The 20370-nt window shown below is 75.0% G+C and carries 22 protein-coding genes; 12 read left to right on the top strand and 10 right to left on the bottom strand.

The features are described 5' to 3' along the window. Nucleotides 1-147: 147 nt before the first annotated feature. The 3 genes from ACFV4P_RS17235 (at nucleotide 148) to ACFV4P_RS17225 (ending at nucleotide 3205) form a co-directional block, all read left to right on the top strand. Nucleotides 148-1179 carry a FecCD family ABC transporter permease gene (locus ACFV4P_RS17235; protein WP_380471865.1) on the top strand — a complete coding sequence of 344 codons (1032 nt, stop codon included), beginning with the start codon at nucleotides 148-150 and terminating at the stop codon, nucleotides 1177-1179. A gap of 76 nt (nucleotides 1180-1255) precedes the next feature. After that, nucleotides 1256-2281 (top strand): FecCD family ABC transporter permease, encoded by a 1026-nt coding sequence (locus tag ACFV4P_RS17230; protein ID WP_380471863.1) that lies wholly within the window; start codon nucleotides 1256-1258, stop codon nucleotides 2279-2281. A gap of 111 nt (nucleotides 2282-2392) precedes the next feature. Beyond that, nucleotides 2393-3205, top strand: coding sequence for an ABC transporter ATP-binding protein (locus ACFV4P_RS17225; RefSeq protein WP_380471861.1), 813 nt, complete (start codon nucleotides 2393-2395; stop codon nucleotides 3203-3205). A 4-nt stretch (nucleotides 3206-3209) separates the two neighbouring features. Here ACFV4P_RS17225 and ACFV4P_RS17220 read toward each other — a convergent pair whose 3' ends face one another. Next, nucleotides 3210-4754 (bottom strand): ATP-dependent DNA ligase, encoded by a 1545-nt coding sequence (locus ACFV4P_RS17220; protein ID WP_380471859.1) that lies wholly within the window; start codon nucleotides 4752-4754, stop codon nucleotides 3210-3212. A gap of 109 nt (nucleotides 4755-4863) precedes the next feature. On the opposite strand from ACFV4P_RS17220, the gene ACFV4P_RS17215 reads away from it, so the two are divergent. Continuing rightward, on the top strand, nucleotides 4864-5091 hold the full coding sequence (locus ACFV4P_RS17215; protein ID WP_380471857.1) for a hypothetical protein: 228 nt from the start codon (nucleotides 4864-4866) through the stop codon (nucleotides 5089-5091). 35 nt (nucleotides 5092-5126) lie between these two features. On the opposite strand, the gene ACFV4P_RS17210 is transcribed toward ACFV4P_RS17215, so the two are convergent. Continuing rightward, nucleotides 5127-7688 (bottom strand): YbhN family protein, encoded by a 2562-nt coding sequence (locus tag ACFV4P_RS17210; RefSeq protein ID WP_380471856.1) that lies wholly within the window; start codon nucleotides 7686-7688, stop codon nucleotides 5127-5129. A gap of 118 nt (nucleotides 7689-7806) precedes the next feature. On the opposite strand from ACFV4P_RS17210, the gene ACFV4P_RS17205 reads away from it, so the two are divergent. Together ACFV4P_RS17205 and ACFV4P_RS17200 are read left to right on the top strand one after the other, a co-directional pair. After that, on the top strand, nucleotides 7807-8082 hold the full coding sequence (locus ACFV4P_RS17205; protein ID WP_380471854.1) for a hypothetical protein: 276 nt from the start codon (nucleotides 7807-7809) through the stop codon (nucleotides 8080-8082). Between the two features lie 60 nt (nucleotides 8083-8142). After that, nucleotides 8143-8637, top strand: coding sequence for an NUDIX domain-containing protein (locus tag ACFV4P_RS17200; RefSeq protein WP_380471852.1), 495 nt, complete (start codon nucleotides 8143-8145; stop codon nucleotides 8635-8637). A 17-nt stretch (nucleotides 8638-8654) separates the two neighbouring features. Here ACFV4P_RS17200 and ACFV4P_RS17195 read toward each other — a convergent pair whose 3' ends face one another. The 3 genes from ACFV4P_RS17195 to ACFV4P_RS17185 are packed head-to-tail and all read right to left on the bottom strand — an operon-like array spanning nucleotide 8655 to nucleotide 10892. Next, nucleotides 8655-9350, bottom strand: a complete 696-nt coding sequence (locus ACFV4P_RS17195; RefSeq protein WP_380471850.1) for a class I SAM-dependent DNA methyltransferase — start codon at nucleotides 9348-9350, stop codon at nucleotides 8655-8657. Between the two features lie 53 nt (nucleotides 9351-9403). Beyond that, on the bottom strand, nucleotides 9404-10144 hold the full coding sequence (locus ACFV4P_RS17190) for a tyrosine-protein phosphatase (RefSeq protein ID WP_380471848.1): 741 nt from the start codon (nucleotides 10142-10144) through the stop codon (nucleotides 9404-9406). Between the two features lie 58 nt (nucleotides 10145-10202). Then, nucleotides 10203-10892, bottom strand: a complete 690-nt coding sequence (locus tag ACFV4P_RS17185) for a hypothetical protein (protein WP_380471847.1) — start codon at nucleotides 10890-10892, stop codon at nucleotides 10203-10205. A 310-nt stretch (nucleotides 10893-11202) separates the two neighbouring features. Between ACFV4P_RS17185 and ACFV4P_RS17180 the strand changes: the two genes are divergently transcribed. The 4 genes from ACFV4P_RS17180 to ACFV4P_RS17165 all read left to right on the top strand — a co-directional run bounded on the left by ACFV4P_RS17180 (nucleotide 11203) and on the right by ACFV4P_RS17165 (nucleotide 14895). Further along, complete coding sequence (locus tag ACFV4P_RS17180; RefSeq protein ID WP_380471845.1) at nucleotides 11203-11937, top strand: RNA polymerase sigma factor; 735 nt, start codon at nucleotides 11203-11205, stop codon at nucleotides 11935-11937. Next, entirely contained in the window at nucleotides 11934-12833 is a 900-nt protein-coding gene (locus tag ACFV4P_RS17175; protein WP_380471843.1) for a hypothetical protein, read from the top strand. The genes ACFV4P_RS17180 and ACFV4P_RS17175 overlap by 4 nt, the downstream gene beginning before the upstream one ends. A 329-nt stretch (nucleotides 12834-13162) precedes the next feature. Next, nucleotides 13163-13300, top strand: a complete 138-nt coding sequence (locus tag ACFV4P_RS17170) for a hypothetical protein (RefSeq protein ID WP_380471842.1) — start codon at nucleotides 13163-13165, stop codon at nucleotides 13298-13300. A 62-nt stretch (nucleotides 13301-13362) separates the two neighbouring features. Next, complete coding sequence (locus ACFV4P_RS17165; protein ID WP_380471840.1) at nucleotides 13363-14895, top strand: protein kinase; 1533 nt, start codon at nucleotides 13363-13365, stop codon at nucleotides 14893-14895. Between the two features lie 25 nt (nucleotides 14896-14920). Here ACFV4P_RS17165 and ACFV4P_RS17160 read toward each other — a convergent pair whose 3' ends face one another. The 4 genes from ACFV4P_RS17160 to ACFV4P_RS17145 form a co-directional block, all read right to left on the bottom strand. Then, nucleotides 14921-15424 carry a potassium channel family protein gene (locus ACFV4P_RS17160; protein ID WP_380471838.1) on the bottom strand — a complete coding sequence of 168 codons (504 nt, stop codon included), beginning with the start codon at nucleotides 15422-15424 and terminating at the stop codon, nucleotides 14921-14923. After that, on the bottom strand, nucleotides 15421-16710 hold the full coding sequence (locus ACFV4P_RS17155; protein ID WP_380471836.1) for a hypothetical protein: 1290 nt from the start codon (nucleotides 16708-16710) through the stop codon (nucleotides 15421-15423). The genes ACFV4P_RS17160 and ACFV4P_RS17155 overlap by 4 nt, the downstream gene beginning before the upstream one ends. Nucleotides 16711-16863: 153 nt before the next feature. Beyond that, on the bottom strand, nucleotides 16864-17142 hold the full coding sequence (gene tatA, locus ACFV4P_RS17150) for a Sec-independent protein translocase subunit TatA (RefSeq protein ID WP_073807568.1): 279 nt from the start codon (nucleotides 17140-17142) through the stop codon (nucleotides 16864-16866). 142 nt (nucleotides 17143-17284) lie between these two features. Next, complete coding sequence (locus ACFV4P_RS17145) at nucleotides 17285-18814, bottom strand: MFS transporter (protein WP_380471834.1); 1530 nt, start codon at nucleotides 18812-18814, stop codon at nucleotides 17285-17287. Between the two features lie 109 nt (nucleotides 18815-18923). Between ACFV4P_RS17145 and ACFV4P_RS17140 the strand changes: the two genes are divergently transcribed. Beyond that, entirely contained in the window at nucleotides 18924-19511 is a 588-nt protein-coding gene (locus ACFV4P_RS17140) for a TetR/AcrR family transcriptional regulator (protein ID WP_380471832.1), read from the top strand. Nucleotides 19512-19556: 45 nt separating this feature from the next. Here the strand turns inward: ACFV4P_RS17140 and ACFV4P_RS17135 are convergent, their stop codons facing one another. After that, complete coding sequence (locus tag ACFV4P_RS17135) at nucleotides 19557-19892, bottom strand: cupin (protein ID WP_380471830.1); 336 nt, start codon at nucleotides 19890-19892, stop codon at nucleotides 19557-19559. A 135-nt stretch (nucleotides 19893-20027) separates the two neighbouring features. On the opposite strand from ACFV4P_RS17135, the gene ACFV4P_RS17130 reads away from it, so the two are divergent. Then, nucleotides 20028-20285: a hypothetical protein gene (locus ACFV4P_RS17130; protein ID WP_073807575.1), complete on the top strand. Its 258-nt coding sequence runs from the start codon at nucleotides 20028-20030 to the stop codon at nucleotides 20283-20285. The last annotated feature ends 85 nt before the right edge of the window (nucleotides 20286-20370 follow it).

The raw sequence follows: 20370 nt of genomic DNA, 5'->3' as shown, positions 1-20370 counted from the left end.
GGTTCGGAGCAGGGGATGTGGGGGCCTGGCCGCAGCGGTGGGCGCTGCTGCCTGCCGCGGCGCTAGATAGGTTAACCTAACCTAAGTTCCGGCGCGTTGAGCCCTACCCGGTCCGCGCCGGCAGTCCCCGACCGATCCGGAGCACCCGTGAGCATCACCCGCTCCCTCCCGACACCCGGCACCGCCACCGCCCGCCGCGGCCTCCCGCCCGCCCTCGGCCTGGCCGCCGGGCTGCTCGTGCTGCTCGCCGTCCTGGTGCTCAGCCTCGGCCTCGGCGCACGGCAGTTGAGCCCCGCCGAGGTCTGGCACGGACTGACCGACCCGACCGCCCCCGGCTGGACCGCCGTCCACGAGATGCGCCTGCCGCGCACCCTGCTCGGCCTGCTCGCCGGCACCGCGCTCGGCCTGGCCGGCGGCGTCATGCAGGCCCTCACCCGCAACCCGCTCGCCGACCCCGGACTGCTCGGCATCAACGCCGGCGCGTCCGCCGCGGTCGCCACCGCCGTCGCCTTCCTCGGCGTCAGCTCCTTCACCGGCTACATCTGGTGGGCGCTGGCGGGCGCGGCCGTCGTCTCGGCCCTGGTCTACGCCGTCGGCGGCGGACGCGGCGCCACCCCCGCCCGGCTCGCGCTGGCCGGCTCCGCGCTCAACGCCACGCTGTACTCGTACGTCAGCGCCGTGATGCTGCTGGACACCGCCTCGCTCGACAGGATGCGCTTCTGGACGGTCGGTTCACTCGCCAGCGCGCAGCCGTCGACCGTGCTCGGCGTCCTGCCGTTCGTCGCCGTCGGCGCCGTCCTCGCCCTCGCGCTGGCCCGCCCGCTGAACGCGCTCGCCCTCGGCGACGACGCGGCCCGCGCGCTCGGCGCCCGGCCCGGCGCGATCCGGGCCGCCGCGATCCTCGCCGTCACCCTGCTGTGCGGCGCGGCCACCGCGGCCTGCGGGCCCATCGTCTTCGTCGGCCTGATGATCCCTCACCTGGTCCGCGCCCTCACCGGCCCCGACCTGCGCCGCCTGCTCCCGTACTGCGCGGTGCTCGCCCCCGTCCTGCTCCTCGGCGCGGACGTCCTCGGCCGGGTCCTGGGCCGGCCCGGCGAACTCCAGGTCGGCATCGTCACGGCGGTCCTCGGCGGGCCGTTCTTCCTGTACTTCGCACGACGGGGGAAGGCACGCGCATGAGGGCGACGACGATTCATCGGCCGACGGCGGCCGACAGGTGCCGCGGTCGCGCGAGGCGACGAGGGAGGGGTGTGGCATGAGGACGTTGCGAGTCGCCCGGTTCTCGATGCGGTACCGGCCGCGGGCGCTGGCCGCCTGCGCCGGGGCGTTGCTGGTCGCGGCGGTGGCCGGGGTGTTCGCGCTCGGGCACGGCGACTACCCGCTCGCGCCCGGGGACGTGGTGCGCACCCTGCTCGGGGACGGCAGCCCCGCCGAGGACTTCATCGTCAACCAGCTGCGGCTGCCGAGGGTCGCCACCGCACTGCTGGTCGGCGCCGCGCTGGCACTGGCCGGCGCACTGTTCCAGACCCTGGTGCGCAACCCGCTCGGCAGCCCCGACATCCTCGGCTTCACCCAGGGCGCGTCCACCGGCGCGCTGCTGGTCGTGGTCGCCGGCGGCAGCAGCCAGGCGCTGGCCGGCGGGGCGGTCGCGGGCGGACTGCTCACCGGCGCCGCGATCTACGCCCTGGCGTGGCGCGGCGGCGTGCACGGTGCCCGCCTGGTACTCGTCGGCATCGGCACCGCCGCGATCCTCACCGGCATCAACGGCTACCTGCTGACCCGCACCCACCTCATGGACGCCGCCCGCGCGGTGCTCTGGCTCACCGGCAGCCTCGACGGCCGCGGCTGGGAACAGGCCCGCCCGCTCGCGATCGCCCTCGCCGTGCTGCTCCCGCTGCTGCTGCTCGGCTGCGGCCCCGCGCTGCGCGCCCTCGAACTCGGCGACGACGCCGCCAGCGGCCTCGGGGTGCGCCCCGAACGCCTGCGGCTCGCCCTGCTGAGCGCGGCCGTCCTGCTCGCCGCCCTCGCCGCGGCCGCCGCCGGGCCGGTCAACTTCGTCGCGTTGACGGCCCCCCAGCTCGCCCGCCGGCTCACCGGCGCCCCCGGCCCCAACCTGGCCGCCTCCGCCTGCACCGGCGCCGCGCTGCTGGTCACCGCCGACTTCGCCGCGCAGCACCTGTTCGCCGACCACCAACTGCCGGTCGGCGTGGTCACCGGCGTCCTCGGCGGCGGCTACCTGGTCTGGCTGCTGGCCGGCCAGCGCCGCGCGGGCCGGCTGTGAACGAGCACGGCAAGCGCTTTCCCACTGCCTGCGGCAAGCGCTTTCCCGTTGCTTCCCGTTGCTTCCCGTCCCCCGCCCCCCGTCCGTCCTCGTCCTGAACGGAGCCCTCCCATGGCCCAGTCCGAGCCCCGCCTGGCCGGTCGTGAGCTGACCCTCGCGTACGAGAAGCGCGTCATCGCGGAGGGCCTGAGCGTCGACATCCCCGACCACTCGTTCACCGTGGTGGTCGGCCCGAACGCCTGCGGCAAGTCCACCCTGCTGCGGGCGCTGTCGCGGACGTTGAAGCCGACGGCGGGCCAGGTGCTGCTGGACGGGCAGTCGATCGCCACGCTGCCCGCCAAGCAGGTCGCCCGGACCCTCGGCCTGCTGCCGCAGTCGTCGATCGCGCCGGACGGCATCACCGTGGCCGAACTGGTCTCGCGCGGTCGGTACCCGCACCAGGGCGTGCTGCGCCAGTGGTCGACGGAGGACGAGCGGGTGGTGGCGGAGGCGATGGCGGACACCGGCGTCGCCGACCTCGCGGACCGGCCGGTGGACGAACTCTCCGGCGGCCAGCGGCAGCGGGTCTGGATCGCCATGGCCCTGGCCCAGCAGACCCCGCTGCTGCTGCTCGACGAGCCCACCACTTACCTGGACATCGCGCACCAGATCGAGGTCCTCGACCTGTGCGCCCGCCTGCACCGGGAACAGGGACGCACCCTGGTCGCCGTACTGCACGACCTCAACCAGGCCGCCCGCTACGCCACCCACCTGATCGCCCTGCGGGACGGCCGGCTGGTCGCCGCGGGGCCCCCGCAGGACGTGGTCACCGCCGATCTGGTCGAGGAGGTGTTCCGGCTGCCGTGCCGGGTGATCCCGGACCCGGAGACCGGCACCCCGCTGGTCGTCCCCGCCGCCAACCGCCGCGTCACCACGGGGAGTTGACCCGTCAGGGCAGCAGCGCCGCCACGGACTCCACGGTGTCCGCCTCGGCGGCGCGCTTGTCCTCCCGGTAGCGCAGCACCCGGGCGAAGCGCAGCGTCACCCCCTCCGGGTACCGACTGGAGCGCTGGACCCCGTCGAAGGCGATCTCCACCACCAGCTCGGGCCGCACCACCACACCCCACCGCTCCTCGCGGACCGCCAACTCCCGCAGCCGGACGGTCTGCCACTCCAGCAGGCTGTCCGTGAGGCCCTTGAACGTCTTGCCCAGCATCGCGAAACCGCCGTCCGCCCGCCGGGCCCCCAGGTGCAGGTTGGACAGCCGTCCGGTGCGCCGCCCGTGCCCCCATTCGGCGGCCAGCACCACCAGGTCGAGCGTGTGGACGGGCTTCACCTTCAGCCAGGACGAGCCGCGCCGCCCCGCGCTGTACGGCGCGTCCAGCGACTTCACCACCACCCCCTCGTGCCGGTGCTCGGCGGTCGCAGCGCGGGTGAACTCCCGGGCCAGCAGCCTCTGTTCGGGATCGGACGGATCGTCCACCCGGAGCCGCCGCACCCGGGCGCGCTCCGGTACCAGGGCGGCCAGTGCGGCGCGCCGCTCGGCGGCGGGGGCGTCCAGCAGGTCCCGGTCGCCGGCCAGCAGCAGGTCGAAGAAGACGGCGGACAGCGGGAGTTCGCGGTGTTCGCGGTGTTCGCGGTGTTCGCGGTGCGAGCCGACCCGGCCGGAGGTCTGCTGGAACGGCCGCGGCAGGCCCTCCTCGTCCAGCACCAGCACCTCGCCGTCCAGCACCAGCCGCTCCTGCGGCAACTCCCGTACCAGCGCGACCACTTCGGGCAGCCGGGCGGTGATCTCGGCGAGCGTGCGGGTGAACAGGCGCACTTCGTCGCCGTCCCGGTGGGCCTGGATGCGGACCCCGTCGAGCTTCTCCTCCACCGCGCACGGGCCGAGCCGGTCCAGGGCCTCGTCGACGTCCTTCGCGCTCTGCGCCAGCATCGGCTGCACCGGACGGCCGACGGTCAGCCGGAAGGCGTCCAGTGCGGCCGGCCCCCGGGCGACCAACTGCCCGGCCAGTGGCCCGAGTTCGCCCGACAGCATGAGCGCTCGCCGGACTGCCTCGGCCGGCGCCCCGACCGCCGCCGCCAGGGCCTCCACGGCCACCGCGTCCAGCGCGCCCTGCCGCAGCTCGCCGGAGAGCAGGCCGAGCAGGAAGTGCTGCTCCGGCTCGGTGGCCAGCGCCATCAACTCGCCCACCTGCCGCCGACGTTCGCCCTGCGAGCCGGGCCCGGCGAGGGCCGCCAGCGCGGACAGCCGGCGGTCCAGCTCCAGCACCTCCAGGGTCGCCCGGCCGGCGGGCGCGGGCCGCTCCCGCAGCGTCTGCCACCCCACTCCCGCCTTCCGCTGCGGCAGCCGCCCCGCCAGGTACGCCACCACCACCGGCGCCTCCTGCGCCGAGACCCGCCCGAACAGCTCCGCCAGCACCCGCACCTTCTCCGACCGCGCCGCCGTCCCCGCCAACCGCCCCGACGCCCCGGCCACCTCCGCCACCAACATCCCGACCACCCTCCACCGCACGGCCCCACCCACCACCGTAGGAGCCGCGAGGGGAGACCCGCCGCTCCAAAGGTGTGGGTTCCGGGGGTTTGCGCCGGATACTGGCGGTATGCGCCTGAATGCGGAGAACCCTGAGTATCCCGAGGACGACGACGAGCGGACCCCGACCGTGGTGGAGGGGGTCGAGGAGGACCGGGAGGCGGTGGAGCCGGAGGTGGACGACCTGGAGGTGCTGCGGCGGCAGCGCGCGCTGGGGGCCGAGCCCGCCGACGAGGGGGACGCGGTGGAGCAGGTCCGGGAGGTCACGATGGGCGACGAGGACCACCGGGCGGACTGACCGGCGCGGTCAGGTCGCGCCGTCAGATCGCGCCGTCAGATCGCGCGGCGGCGCTGCAGCCAGACGAACGCCGCCCAGCCCGGCAGCACCGGCAGGACGAAGGTGAGCAGCCGGAACAGCAGCACCGCGGCGAACGCGGTGCCCCGGTCCATGCCCGCGGTCCAGGCCAGCGCCCCCGCGAGCAGCCCCTCCACCGCGCCGACCGCGCCCGGCGTGGGAGCGACGTTGCCGACCGCGTTGCCGGCCAGGAAGCTGACCGCGACGGGATTGAACCCCGGGTGCTGGCCGACCGCCCGGGTGCAGCAGTACAGGCTCAGCACGAAGCACATCGACACCAGCAGCTGCCCGGCCACCCCGACGGCGAGCTTGCCGGGCTGCTGGGCCAGGTCGAGCAGCCGCGGCAGCACCTCGGCCCGCAGCGGCCGCAGCAGCGTCTGGGCGCGCCGCCGCAGCGACGGCACCGCCACCACCGACACCGTGACGACGGCCCCGGCCACCGCGGCCAGCACCAGCACCAGGTCGGTCGGGAACGCCGGACCCTCCTCCACCGGCCCCTTGCCGACGGCGGTGCCGACCAGCGCGCTGAACACGGCGAGCTGCAGCATGTGCAGCACCAGGCCGAACAGCTGCGTCGCACCGATGCTGGACAGCGCCTGCGCGGTCGGGATGCCCGCGCACTGCAGGTAGCGGGTGTTCAGCGCGATGCCGCCGATGCCGCCGGGGGAGACCAGCTTGACGAACGAACCGGCGGTCTGGGCGGCCAGCGTGGCCCGGAACGACAGCTTCTCCGGGACGAAACCGCTGAACGCGAAGGTCGCGATCGGGTAGCTGACGGCCGCGAACAGGGCCGCGGCGGTCAGCCACAGCGGGTCCGCGTCGGCGACCAGCGAGATCGGGTTCCGGTCCATGCCGAACAGGAACTGGAGCAGCCCGAACCCGGCCACGATCCCGCCGACCACGGTCAGCACGGTGCGCGGACGCAGCCGCTCCAGCCGGACCGGCTCGGTGGCGGCCTGCGGCATCTGCCGCTGCACCTCGGCGCGCAGCTCGCCCGCCAGCTGCTTGTGCCGGGCCAGCGCCGCCCGGGTGTCGCGGGCCAGCGCGATCGGCTGCAGCAGCGGCAGCGCCGCGCCGACCGCCCCCCGGCCGAGCACGTCGATCGCGGCCCGCACCGCCCGTTCCGGCCCGGCGTGCACCGCGAGGACGGCCAGCATCCCGGCGACGTCCAGCCGCAGCAGCAGGTCGCCGGCCGCGATCTCGCCGCGCGCCAGCCCGACCAGGTGGACCTTGCCCTCCGCGTCCAGCAGCACCGTCTGCGGGGAGATCGAACGGTGCGCGATCCGGCGGCGCTGCAGCAGCGCCAACTGCTGCCAGGCGTCGCGCAGTTCCGCGTCGGTCGGGCTGCTGTCGGGGTCGGCGACCGAGGGGCTGCCGGCGACCGAGGCGCTGCCGGCGACCGAGGGGCTGCCGGCGACCGAGGCGCTGCCGGCGACCGAGGGGCTGTCGGTGACCGAGGCGCTGCCGGAGTCCGCCGAAGCGGCCGGGACGCACTCGGTGAACAGGTCGGCGAACGGCCGGGCGTCGATCCGGTGGTAGGCGACCAGCGCGGCGTCCGGGCCCAGCTCGACGGCGGCGACGGGCGTCCGGGTGCGCGCGCCTGCGGCGGACGCGGCGTGGCCGAGCAGCGCCTGATGCTCCAACCCGGCGCGCAGGGGGCGCAGGCCGAGCGGGCGGGGCGCGGTGCGCAGCCGGAGCGCCAGCCACAGGTGGCCGAGCAGCCCGCTGGCCTGGACGTGCCGGTCGAGCAGATGGACGTCCAGGTCGGGGCGGCCGTCGCGCTGGGTTACCAGGTAGCGGCTGGGCCCGATCGCGAGCACCGTGTCGGTGCGCACCCCGCTGGCGGCCAGCGCCGCGCCGATCTGCCCCTCGGTGGGCGTGCCGACCGGCTCGCCGACGGCGTACCGGGTGGCGTGCGCGGTGGTCCAGCCGAGCAGCAGCGACAGCACCAGGGACAGCGGGGTGGCGTACCCGGTGACCAGCCCCGACAGGCCGGAGAGCGTCAGCGTGACCGCCAGCGCGGTGCGCCAGCGGCGTCGGCCGGCGGTGCCGATCGCCGTCATGAAGGCCAGCACCGGCGCGAGGTGCCCGTACACCGGGTCGGTGCGGCCGCCGCTGCCGGGCAGCGCGTGGGTGAGCGTGGTGAGGTCGCCGGCCAGCAGATCCAGGCCGAGCGAGAGGCCGTACGCGAGGACGGCCGCCAGGACGCCGTCCGCGACCCGCCGGCCGTCGGCGCACACCACCCGGTCCACGGCGTACCCCAGCGGCACCAGCAGCAGCGCGCCGCCGCAGAGCGCCGCCGCGAGCTTCACGGGCGGCCAGGGCAGCAGATCGGCGGCGCGCGAGACGTCGGTGTCCAGGCCGAGCGCGGAGGAGCGGGCGTAGCCCGCGAGCAGCAGTACCAGGGCGATCCAGCACAGCCCGGACACCAGCCGGATCAGGGCGGCCGGGTGCCGGACCCGGTCCGCGTGACCGCCGCGCGGGGCGGACTGTGCGCTGCGCTGTTCCTGGGATTCGTCGGCTTGTATCACCGTGGCCACGCGGCATGGTCCCACACCGCGAGGGTCCTGAGCTGGCCTTTCGGTCAAGGGAATTCGGAGCGGCGTGCCGCATACGGGCTGATAATGGTCATATCGGTCCGATGGAGGGAGGTCGGCGATGACCACGCGCTCGACCGACAAGATGATCAGGCTCCGCGAGGGCACCGAACTGGTCCTGCGGGACCGCACCATGGAAGCCGACCCGGCGCCACTCGCACCCCAGTTGCACACCGACACCGAACGCGCCACTCGCAGCGGCTATCCCGGCGACACCGAGTTCAGCCACGGCGGCCGCCGGATGCCGGCGATGGCCGGCCCGGCCGACGGGCCCGCCGCCCACACCGACCTGCCCGGCCACCGGCACCGCGGCGCGGAACGGCACTCGGAGCACTGAACCCCCGGCGGGGGTGAGAGAGTTGGCGCCGCCCGCACCCACCCCCGCCGAAGGAGCCCCATGGCCGACGCCCCGCAGTTCGCCTCCCGCGAGGACTGGCTCGCCTCCCTGCCCCGGGTCTACGCCGCCGCAGGCTGCCTGATCACCGACCCCGACGGGCGCGTCCTGATCGTCAAGGCCGGCTACCGGGACGCCTGGCAGTTCGTCGGCGGCACCGTCGACCTCGGCGAGAACGCGCAGCAGTGCGCCACCCGCGAACTCCACGAGGAGACCGGCCTCCACCGCGAGGCGGGCGACCTGCTGGCCGTCGCCTGGACCCACCCCAGCGGCGAACTCGGCCACCCCGCCTGCCACTTCCTCTTCGACCTCGGCGTCCTCCCGACCGACACCCTGATCACGCTCCCGGCGGGCGAGCTCGACGCCTACCGGTGGGCGACCGTCCCCGAGGCGCTCTCCCTGCTGGGCCCCGCCCGCGCCCTCCGCCTCGAAGCGGGCCTCGCCGCGCGCGCGGACGGACGGACGCGCGTGGTGACGGCGCCCAACTCCGGCTTCTGAGCCCGATCAAACAGGCCCTAACCCCTGCGCCAGACGTACGCCGCCGAGACCGGCTGCCCGCGGTGGCGGGACCACTTGGGCTTGAGGGCGATCCATTCGTCGCCGACGGTCTGTTCGCGCATCTCGGCGAGCTGCCAGCCCGCCGCGAGGCCCGCCGTGAGGTGGTCGCTGACGAGGTGGACGTGGGTGGTGATGGCGACCGGGCCGTCGGGGCCGTCGTAGTGGGTGGGCATGCCGGCGGACATGATGAACGCCGGGTGGAGGCCGACCAGGACGAAGAGACCGCCGGGGCGGACCAGGCGGTGGGCCTCGCGGTAGAGCGGTCCGAGGTCGGCGAGGTGTTCGTCGACCAGGGAGCAGGCCGCCAGGTCGTACGCCCCGGAGGACAGCCCGGTCGCGGCCAGGTCGGCCTCGGTGAGGCTGCGGTGGGCGCCGCGTTCGCGGGCGCGTCCGAGCATCTCGGGGGTGAGGTCGACGCCGTCGATCGCGCCGACGCCGCGCCCGCGCAGCCACGCGCCGGTGCGGCCGGTGCCGCAGCCGAGGTCGACGGCGGCGCGGGCCTCGGACCAGGCGGGGACGGCGAGTCGGGCCAGGACGTCGACGTCCATCGCGTCCTGGACGGTCTGTTCGTAGCTGTCGACCCACCCGGCGTAGCCGGTGCGGACGTCGACGGTCGGGTAGCCGCGGGTGTCGAAAAGGGCGAAATCCACCATGCGGCGAAGTATGGTTCGCCCGCAGTCCGGCGCGCGAACCAATTGACGGACCGTCAGTTCCCTTCGAGGAAGCGGTGTCGGAGCGCGGCGACGTCGGCGGCGGGCAGCCACTGCGCGGCGTCGAACTCGGCGAGCACCTGGTGCAGCGCCCCGTCGGCGGTGGTGCCGGCGTCGGCGAGGGTGCGGGCGATGCCGGCCTCCTCGTCGGGCAGGTCGAGGAGGGTCCACAGCGGCCGCAGGTTGGGGGCGGAGAGCAGGTAGTCCTCGGCGATCGCGGCGGGTTCGACGTCGGCGAGGGCGAGCAGGACGAGCGCGGCCAGGCCGGTGCGGTCGCGGCCGGCGCCGCAGTGCACCACGACACCGCCGTCCCGGGCGTGGGCGACGGCGGAGACCAGCCGGGCGACGGCGTCGCGGCAGTGGTCGAGGTAGGGGCGGAAGGACAGCGGGGTGCCGTCGAGGGCGCCGAAGCGGGCCCACCAGTCGGGGCCGGCCAGCGCGTCGAGCGGGATGCGGACCAGGTCGACGGTGTCGGGGGTGGGCAGCAGCGGCCGGTACTCGGTCTGGTCGCGCAGGTCGATCACGGTGCGCACGCCGTGCGCGAGCATCGCGTTCTGGCCCTCGGCGGTGAGCCGGTCGAGGTTGTCGGCGCGGACGATCGCGCCGGTGCGGGTGCGCCGGCCGTCGCGGGTGGGCAGGCCGCCGAGGTCGCGGACGTTCAGGCAGCCGTCCCAGTCGAGTCGGCGGGCCTCGTGCAACTCGGCCGTGATGCCGGCCGTGGTGGCGGTCCCTGTCATGTGCTTCCCCCCGGATGCGTCGGTACCGGCGCGCTCCCGCCCCGGTACTGACTGGGACTCAGCGGGCCTCGTCGTGGTTCCCGTCGGGGAACTCCCACAGCGGGCGGCCGAGCGTGTCGAGCGCCCTGACCAGCCGGAAGCGCCGGTCGCGGGCGGACAGGAAGCCGCGGGCGGCGCCGGCCAGGACCTGCCGGGCGGCCGGGTCGTGGCGGCTCCACGCGCCGTGCAACTCAAGCGTGCCGTCGGTGAGTTCGGCGCGTTGGATGCGCGCGACACCGGCGATCGCGAGGGCGTTGTTGACGCCGTCGAGGGCGGCCGGGAGCAGGTAGGGGCCGTGGTCGTCGGGACGCAGCCGGCGGCGCAGTTCGGGCAGCGCGTAACCGCGGACGGCGGCCACCGAGTCCTCGACGGCCACCAGCCAGCGCGGGCCGGGCGCGATCTCCCACCACACCTCGCCGCCGACCGGCATCACCTCGCCGATCGGGGCGCGCCAACGTTCCAGCCCGGTGGGCGTGTTGGCGTCCGGCCGGACGCTGCGCCGGTCCCAGACGGCCTTGTCGGTGACGGAGAGGTTGACGGTGTAGCGCACCCGCCCGTCCGCATGGACGACCTGCACGCCGAGCACCGCCCACCGGTCGTGGTCCGGCAGCGAGAACGAGTGCCGCCAGCCGTGCAGGCCGAGGGCGCGCAGGGCGGGCGCGAAGTGCTCGCGGATTCCCGTCGCGTACAGCTCCTGGGCGGTGCTCATGGCGTCTCCCGTGTCTCTGCCTCGGTGCAGGGGGCGGAGGCGCACGGCTGGCCGTCGCGCTCCGGATCGGGGACGGAATGTCCCTCTTTTGTACGGTATGGCGGAGGAGTGGGGGGAAACCGCGGGCGAACGACAGCGCCCGACAGGACGAAAGTCGGCCCGGTCCGGGTCCTTGGTCCCGAAACTGACGGAGCCTCGGTCTGCACCGGGCGCACACCGTGCAGCACCCGCCCCCACACCCTGCGGCCACCGCTCCGCCACGGCGGGGGCCCTGCCCCGCGGGTGGGCCGGGGCATCCGGATGGCGCATCATGTGGCGGGTGCACAGTGCTGAACACCACGGGGCGGACGACGGCGACCGACGCGGCCGTCCGGGCCAGCCGGACCGCCCGGCGGGCCGGCGGGCCGATCTCGCCGAGGCCGTCCGGGCCGCGCAGGACGGCGACGAAGAGGCGTTCCGGGTCCTGTTCAGAGCCGTCCAGCCCGGGCTGCTGCGCTACCTGCGGGTGCTGGTCGGAGGCAAGGCCGAGGACGCCGAGGACATCGCGTCCGAGGCGTGGCTGCAGATCGCCCGTGACCTGCCGGGCTTCCGCGGCGACGCGGACGGGTTCCGCGGCTGGGCCGCCACCATCGCCCGCAACCGGGCCATGGACCACCTGCGCCGGGTGCGCCGCCGTCCGGTCGCCGACCTGCCGGTCGAGTACCTGGCCGAGCTGGCCGCCGTCGAGGACACCGCCGGCCAGGCGATGGCCACCGTCGCCACCTCCGACGCGCTCGCGCTGATCGCCTCGCTGCCGCCCGACCAGGCCGAGGCGGTGCTGCTGCGGGTGGTGCTCGGGCTGGACGCGGAGAGTGCCGCGAAGGTCCTGGGCAAACGGGCCGGCAGCGTCCGGATGGCCGCGCACCGGGGGCTGCGGCGGCTTGCCAAGGCCCTCGACCAGACCGGGGGAGCGGCCGACGGGGTACCCCGTCGGGCGGCCGGCAAAAAGATCTCCGCGCAGGGTGTGACACCGGCGCAGGTGCCGACGCTGAGGGATATGAGATGAGCACCAACCGATCCCGCCGGATCGATCGCGCCGCCGCCGAGCAGCTGCTCGGCGGTACGACGGTCGACCCGGAGGCCGGTCAGGACCCCTCCGCCGGGCAGCAGTCCGTGCCAGGACGGCCCGAGCTCGCCGACCTGCTCGCCGCCGCTGCGGCGACCGGGCCGGAGGACGGCGGCCCGCTGCCCGGCGAAGAGGGAGCCCTGACCGCGTTCCGGCAGGCTCGTCGCCAGCCGGCCCCCAGTCAGCACCGGAGACGAAAGATGGCGGACACCGCGCTCGCGCGGGCCCTCAGCGCGAAGGCCATGGCCGTCGCGCTGGGCGTGACCGCCGTCGGCGGGGTCGCCGTCGCCGCCGGGGCGGGCCGGCTGCCCGAGGTCCTGGGCGGTCCGGCCCCGACCCCGCCGGCCGCCGCCGCGTCCGTGCCGTCCTCGGGCACGCCCGACGCGTCGTCGCCGGGCACCGCCCCGGGCCGCACCGCCAAGCCGTCCGGCACCGCCGGCCGCCCGAGCGGCGGATCCGGCCGGCCCGCCGACCCGGCGTCCACCGACCCGGGGCAGGCGCCCGACCTGGTCGTGCTCTGCCGCGGTTTCGCGGCCCGGGTCTCGGGCGGCGCCAAGCCGAAGGAGGCCGCCGTCGATCCGGCGCTGGCCGAACTGCTGCGCGCCGCCGGCGGCCCGGAGAAGGTCAACGGGTACTGCGCGCAGCTCGTCCGCGGCGGCGGCCACAACGACGACGACCGGAACGACGACCGCAACGGCAAGGGCAGCGGCAACGGCCACGGCCGCCCGTCGGCAGGTCCGTCCCCGTCCGCGTCCGCGTCTGCCGCACCGTCGTCCTCGGCCCGGCCGGGCCGGGGCGGCGACCAGTCCAGGGGCGGGGGCAACAGCCAGGACTGACACCGACTCCGGTCGGGCGGTGGACACTCCCCCCGGGTCCACCGCCCGGCCGGTCCCGACTCCGGACGGCCGGCGGGTTCCCCTGTGCCCGCCGGCCGGCCCGGACCGACTTCCGGACGGGCGAACGGCTCCCCCGGGCCCCGCCCGTCCGGAAACCGCTCCGGTCGGCCCCTCGGACTCCCCCGGGTCCACGGCCGGCCGGAACCGCTCCGGACGGACGGCTGGACTCCCCCGGGTCCACCGTCCGTCCGGAGCCCACCCCGGCGTCCCGCCCGAAAACCTCTGGAGTCCCCGGTGACCGACCCGACGCACCGCCAGGCGAGTCGGCGATGAGCTTCCCGCGCACCTCGCCGCACGTCGAACGCGCAGCCAGGCGGGCCGTCCACGGCTCGCCGCGCATCCCGCGTGCCCTGCTCACCGCCGCCCTGGCCGCCCTGCTCGCCGCCCTGCTGGTGCAGCGGCCGTAAAGCCCTGCCGCACCGCACCGCTATGGTTCACGGGTGCCCGACCGAGGTGAGGGGAGTATCCGATGATCGGACGCGCGCTGAACGGGCGCTACGAGCTCGGCGAGATACTCGGCGTCGGCGGAATGGCCACCGTCTACCGGGCCGTGGACCACCAGTTGGGCCGCCCGGTCGCGGTCAAGGTGCTCAACGGCGGCCTCGCCGACGACCCCCGGTTCGCCGAACGCTTCGCCCGCGAGGCCCGGATGGCCGCGCTGCTGGTGCACCCGCGGATCGTCACGGTCTTCGACTCCGGCATCGACCAGGGCTCCCCGTACCTGGTGATGGAACTCGTCCACGGCGACACCCTGGGCCGGCTGATCGCCGACCACGGCACCCTCCCGGTGGAACGCGCCGTCGGCATCGCCGCCGCCGTCCTCGACGCGCTGGCCGCCGCCCACGCCCAGGGCCTGGTGCACCGCGACATCAAGCCCGGCAACATCATGATCACCCACGACGGCGGGGTGAAGGTGGTGGACTTCGGCATCGCCCGGGCCGGCTCCTCCTCCGGGCAGCAGCTCACCCAGACCGCCTCCGTCATCGGCACCGCCGCCTACCTCTCCCCGGAACAGGCCACCGCCGGCGCCGTCGACGCCCGCGCCGACCTGTACGCCGTCGGCTGCGTGCTGGTCGAAATGCTCACCGGCGCACCGCCGTTCACCGCCGACACGCCCGTCGCGATCGCCTTCAAGCACGTCACCGAGTACCCGGTGTCGCCCGCCGCGCTCCGCCCCGACGTGCCGCCCGCGCTGGACGCCGCGATCCTGCGGCTGCTCGCCAAGCACCCCGACCAGCGCCCCGCCGACGCCAACGCGGCCGCCGCCGAACTGCTCGCCGCCGTCCCGGCCGCACCCACCGACCGCACCGCCGAACTGCTCGGCGCCGCCACCCAGGTCCTGCCGCCGGTCCCCACGACCATGCCGTCGCCGCCCCCGCCGCAGCGACAGCCCTGGACCGAGCAGCAGCGCACCTCGGTGCTCCCGCCGATGCCGATGGCAATGCCGGTCCGCCACCGGGACGACGAGGCGCCCGAGCCCCGGCGCGGCCGCAACCCGCTGGTGTACGCGGGCGTCGGCGCCGCCGTGTTCGCCTGCGTGGCCGGCATCGCCGCGTTCTCGCTCAGCGGCGGCGACTCCACCCCGAAGGCCCAGCCGTCCGCCGGTGCTCCTTCCGCCACGGCCGAGAGCAGCGCCCCCGTCGCGCCCCCGTCCCCGTCGCCCAGCGCCTCGGCCCGCCCCAGCACCTCGCCCAAGCCGTCCACGAGCGCCAAGCCCACCGTGCTCGCCCAGCTCACCCAGCTGCGCGCCGACGTCGCCCAGGCCTCCTTCGCCCGCGACCACGACCGCCAGGACGACCTGACCGCGCTCCTCGACCAGGCCACCCAGGACGTCAACGACCACCGCTCCGACGACGCCGAGAGCGCTCTCAAGGACGCCCAGCGCCTGGTCAAGGACATCCAGAAGCACAAGGCCGTCGAGCCCGCCCTCGCCAACGGCTGGCAGGTCCGGATCTCCGGCCTGATCACCGCCGTGCACATGCAGGCCCAGCGCGAGGACTAGGCCCGGACAGGCCCTGGCGCAGGCTCTACTCGTCGCCGCGCGCCCGCCGGATCGTCCGGGTCTTCACCTGGCGGCTCAACGCCGTCACACCGGTGGTCAGGAACACCACGGTGTACAGCAGTTGGAGCATCACCACGACCCGCGCCACCTGCCCGGCCGGGTGGATGTCGCCGTAGCCGACGGTCGCCATGGTGATCACCGTGAAGTACAGCGCGTCGATCTTGGTGTTCAGGCCCTCCAGCTCGCCCGGCTGCTTGGACATCGCCAGGTACGCGCCCGCGAACACCACCAGCGCCCCGCACAGCAGCATCACGATCACCGGGACGGGCCGCCCCGGCCGGCCCAGCACCTGACGTCGTGCCTCGCGCAGCAGGCCCGTGCCGAGCAGCGCCAGCAGGGTGCCGAACAGCAACCAGCTGACCACCGGGTGGCGAGGTCCGAGCCAGTCCAGCGGCACCGCGAAGTACGCCGTCAGCAGCAGCACCGGACCGCCCAGCAGGGCCAGGTACACCCGCGCCAGCTCCTTCACGCCGACGGGGCCTTCCGGTCCGCGGGCTCCTCGGGCCGGGCGTCCAGGAACTCCAGCACCGCCAGCACCGCCAGCAGCACCACCGCGATCCAGAGCACCACCACCGCCGTCGGATAACCCCAGGTCAGCACCACGATCGCGGCCACCACGACGGCGCCCCAGCCCAGCCACGCCTTCCACCGGTGCACGAACCGGCCGACCGGGCCCAGCCGCAGGCCGATCCCCTCGGCGGCCCGCCGCACCGCGCCCAGGCCCGCCTGCCACAGCTGCCGCACCCAGCCCGCCCGCCGGCCCGACCCGGTCAGCCAGGCGGCCAGCGCGATCACGATGCCCAGCGCCAGCAGCATCCGCACCGCCGCCCGCAGGTACCGCACCAGGGTGTCGTAGACCGCCGCCGCGGCGGCCTGGTCGACGTCGGCGGGCAGCTTGTCCAGATACAGCGCCCGGAACACGGTCAGCCCGATGCCCAGCAGGCCCGCCGCGACGGCCATCGCGAGCGCCGTGGTGACGGTGGCCCGGCGGTGGCGCACCGCCAGCAGGATGCCGCCGACCGCGCACACCACCGCCAGCACCGGCACCCAGAACCCGGCCAGGTCGAGCAGCCGCAGCCCGGTCTGCGCCTTCTTCACCGCGTCCGACTGCACCAGCACGAAGTCGGTGTGCACCTCGGGGATGTTCGCGGCCAGGCCCAGCCCGTTCGCCACCAGCCGGTCCTTCACCTGGGTGATCACCGGCGCCAGGTCCAGGGTCACGGTGTCGCCCTTCACCTGCACCGCGCCGCCGCCCTCCCCGGTCAGCACCTTGGTGAACGCGGCGTGCGCGTTGCGCAGGATGCCCTCCCAGATGGCGGGGAACGCGTCCGACCGGACGACGTTCAGCACCTGGTCGTGGACGAAGCCGGTCAGCCCGTCGGTCAGCGCCGACCCCACCTTGCCCAGCACCGCGTTCAGGGCCGGCCGGTCGGTCGGCGCGACCTCGTTCAGCAGGTCGGAGATCGGCAACTGCTGCATGATCGCGTCCGTCGCCCGGTTGGCGACCGCGCCCTGCACGGCCGGGTCGGACGCCAGCGGGGCCATCGTCGACACGAACCGGCCGGTGTCGGTGACCTGCGCCCGGCTCCAGGAGGAGACCACGGCCAACGGGGTGAGCACCGCGGCCAGCACGATCAGCACCGCGGCGAAGAACGACCGCACCCGGTGGTGGCGGCGGGGCTCCTGCGACTCCAGGGAGGCGACCCGGGCGCGCAGGGCGGCGAGCTCGCGCTCGTCCGGGGACTCGTCCGTCATCGCTACCGTCCAGGTGATCCGCCGTCAGGTGGCTACCAGCAGATACCAGGACGGAGCGGTCAGCCACTCGGGTACGACGAAGGAGCCCCGGACCGCGAGGGGCGGTCCGGGGCTCCGGAAGACCTTGCTGCGCCGGCCGGGGCCTGGCGGGTGTCAGGCCGTGGTCGACTTCGACGTCTCGGCGGCCTTGGTGATCACGGTCGGCTCGACGGCCTGGCGGGGCTGCTCGGCGGCCTGCGAGGCGGCGGTGCCGTTCTGCGCCTCGGCGGCGGGGGCGTCCTCCTCGCGCAGGGCCTTGGTCTCGGCCTTCAGGATGCGCATCGACTTGCCGAGGCCGCGGGCCATCTCGGGCAGCTTCTTCGAGCCGAACAGCAGGACCAGCACCACCACCATGATGAGGATGTGCCAGGGCTCAAGACCGTTACGGAACATCCCTGACCACCGGTCCTTTCGTGGAAGTTCTCGCTGTGACGTCTGGGCCGGGCGGAAGGCCCGACCCGGCCAGTATGCCTGTCCTCATCGGCGAACGTATACACCCGTCGGCAAACAGCGGCCGAAATGCAGGTGATACCAGTCATGTGGTCTGTACCACTGGGGAGTTCGCGGCGGGCTGCCCGGCCGGGCGCAGGTGGCGCATCAGCAGGTGGGCGGCGAGTGCGGCGCCCAGCATCACCACCACCCCGACCAGCGCGGCGACGTGCAGGCCGGCGGTGAAGGCGTCGCGGGCGGTGGCGAGCAACTGCTCGGCGGCGTCGGCGGGCAGGTGAGCGGCGGTGGTGACGGCCCCGCCGAGGGTGTCGCGGGCGGCGGCGGGGGCGGCGTCGTCCATCCGGGTCCGGTAGATCGCGGCGCCGGCCGCGCCGAGCATCGCGATGCCGAGCGAGCTGCCGAGTTCCTGGGCGGTCTCGGAGGTGGCCCCGGCGGCGCCGGCCCGTTCGGCGGGGGCGGCGGAGAGCACCATCTCGCCGGTGATGCTGACGGTGCCGACCGCGCCGGCGGAGATGATCCCGGCGGCGGTGAGCGGCAGCGCCAGCGAGGAGTCGGGGGCGACGAAGGCCATCGCGGCGAAGCCCGCCGCACTGGCCAGGAAGCCGGCCGTGAGCAGCACCGCGGGCCGCACCCGGCCGGCCAGCGCACCGAAGCCGCCGACCGCCGCGCCGACGCCGACGCTGGGCAGCAGCGCCCAGAGCGAGGCGGCGAGCGGGCCGTATCCCTTGACCAGCTGGAGGTACTGCGAGGTGAAGAGGCAGAAGCCCATCATCGCGAACATCGCGATGGTGTTGACGGTGATCGCCCCGCTGTAGGTGCGGATTCGGAACAGCGAGAGGTCGATCAGCGGGTGCGCCGCGGTGCGCAGCCGCAGGGCGAGGCCGACGCCGACCAGCAGTCCGGCGAGCAGCACCAGCGAGGGGCGCAGGCTCCAGCCGTCCACCGCGAGGGTCTTGATGCCGTAGACGACCGGCAGCACGGTGGCGACGGACAGCACGGCGCCGGCGAGGTCGAAGCGGCCCTGCTGCGGGGCGCGGTACTCGGGGAGCAGGAACGGTGCGGCGGCCATCGCCAGCAGCATCACGGGGACGGCGATCAGGAAGGCCGAGCCCCACCAGAAGTGCTCCATCAGCAGCCCGCCGACCACCGGCCCGAGGGTGGCGCCGGCCATCATGACGCCGCTCCACGCGCCGATCGCGGCCTGCCGCTGCTTCGGGTCGGGGAACATGTTGCGCACCAGGGCCAGCGTGGAGGGCCCGAAGACCGCCCCGGCGACGCCCAGCAGGGCCCGGGCGGCGATCAGCTGGTTCGCCCCGTCCGCCCAGGCGGCCACCAGCGAGGCCGCGGCGAACGCGGCGGTGCCGCCGATCAGCAGCCGGCGCCGGCCGATCCGGTCGCCCAGGGCGCCCATCGGGATCAGCAGCCCGGCCAGCAGGAACGAGTACACGTCCATGATCCACAGCTGCTGGGTGCCGCTGGGTCGCAGGTCGGTGGCGATGAACGGGACGGCGAAGAACAGCACCCCCATGTCCATGGCGAGGACGAGGGTCGGCAGCAGGAGGAGGGCGAGGCCCAGCCATTCGCGTCGGCCGGCGCGGCCGTGGTCGGTGGTCATGCCGAGGACTGTACGGACGTCTTGCACGCCTGTCTAGTACAAGCGTCTCAATCGAATGTGCCAGACATTCGAGCAAGACAAGCGTCTTGGACTGCCGTAGCATCGGCGCATGGGAAATCGCGAGGACCTGCTGGCCAGCGCCAAGCACTGCCTGTACGAGAAGGGCTACGGGCGCACCACCGCCCGGGACATCGCCAGCGGAGCGGGCGTCAGCCTGGCCGCGATCGGCTACCACTACGGCTCCAAGGACGCGCTGCTGATCCAGGCGCTGGTGGAGGCCATGGGGGAGTGGGGCACCGCGATCGGCACGGCGCTGGCCTCCTCGGCGGACATCGCCGACCCGAAGGAGCGGTTCGTCCGCTCCTGGGACGCGATGCGGGACAGCTTCGCCACGCACCGGGGGCTGTGGACGGTGCAGTTCGAGATCCTCGGGCAGCTGGAGAGCCTCCCGAAGCTGCGCGAACAGCTGGCCGAGGCGCAGAAGCTCGGCCGGCTCGGCCTGGCCGCGCTGTTCCAGGGCAAGGCCGAGCACGAGGACACCCCGGACGAGCTCGCCAGGGGCGTCTTCTACCAGTCGCTGCTGCTCGGCCAGGCCGCGCACTGGCTGATCGACCCGGACGGGGTGCCCGGCGGCGAGGAGTACCTGCGCGCGATGGCGCTGGTCAGCGGCGAGGTGCTGGGCGCGCCCGCCGCCTGAGCCGCCCGACCGCAGGCCGGGCAGGCGAGCGGGCGGGCGGGCGGCTCAGGCGGTGACGGCGGTGAGCAGCACCACCGCGTCGGTGTGGGCGAGCAGGCCGTGCCGCTCCTGCGGGATCGAGTGCAGCTCGCCCGCCGTCGCGTCCTGCTGCCGGCCGGCCACCGTCAGCGCGACCCGGCCGCGCAGCACCTGGAGGCTGGCGGCGACCGGGGCGTTGTGCTCGTCCAGCGCCGCGCCGGCGCGCAGCGCGATCACGGTCTGCCGCAGCACGCCGTCGTGCAGCAGCAGGTGGGCGCTGCGGCCGTGCGGGCTGGCGGCGGCCTTGGCGGCGTGCTCCTCGGCCAGCGCGTTCAGGTCGATCCGGGCCGGCTGCTCGGTCATCGCGTTCTCCGTCCGTCGGCCCCCCGGACCGACCCTAGGCAGGCTTCGCGGGCGCCGCGCGCCGGGCCACGCGCAGGGGTCAACGGGGGGCCCGTTCGGCGTGCGGGGGCCGGGGAGCGGCCCGATGGTGGTCCTATGGCGACCAATCAGAAATTCATCGGCGGTTTCCAGGTGAACCGCGGCATGCTCACCGTCGGCGTGGCCCTCACGGGGATCGGCGCCGTCGTCGGACTGACCGGCACGGCGCTGGTCTGCGTCGCCCTGGCGAACGCGGGCCGGGGCTGGTTCCAGCAGCTGGAGACCCACCCGGCTGCGCTCGCGCAGCGCACCGTGCACCAGGCGAAGGCCGCGTCGGCGGCCGGACTGGAGGCCTGGCGCGCGAGCGCGAACTGACCGCGGACACGACGGAGGCGGGCGCCCCCCCCGCGGCGCACCCCCCCCCAGCGATCTTGAAAAAAAAACACGACCACCAAAACCA

The sequence above is a fragment of the Kitasatospora sp. NPDC059795 genome (assembly GCF_042732175.1).
Lineage (GTDB): Bacteria > Actinomycetota > Actinomycetes > Streptomycetales > Streptomycetaceae > Kitasatospora.
The sequence above is the reverse complement of the archived record's forward strand: the minus strand, read 5'-3'. Positions and strand labels throughout refer to the sequence as shown.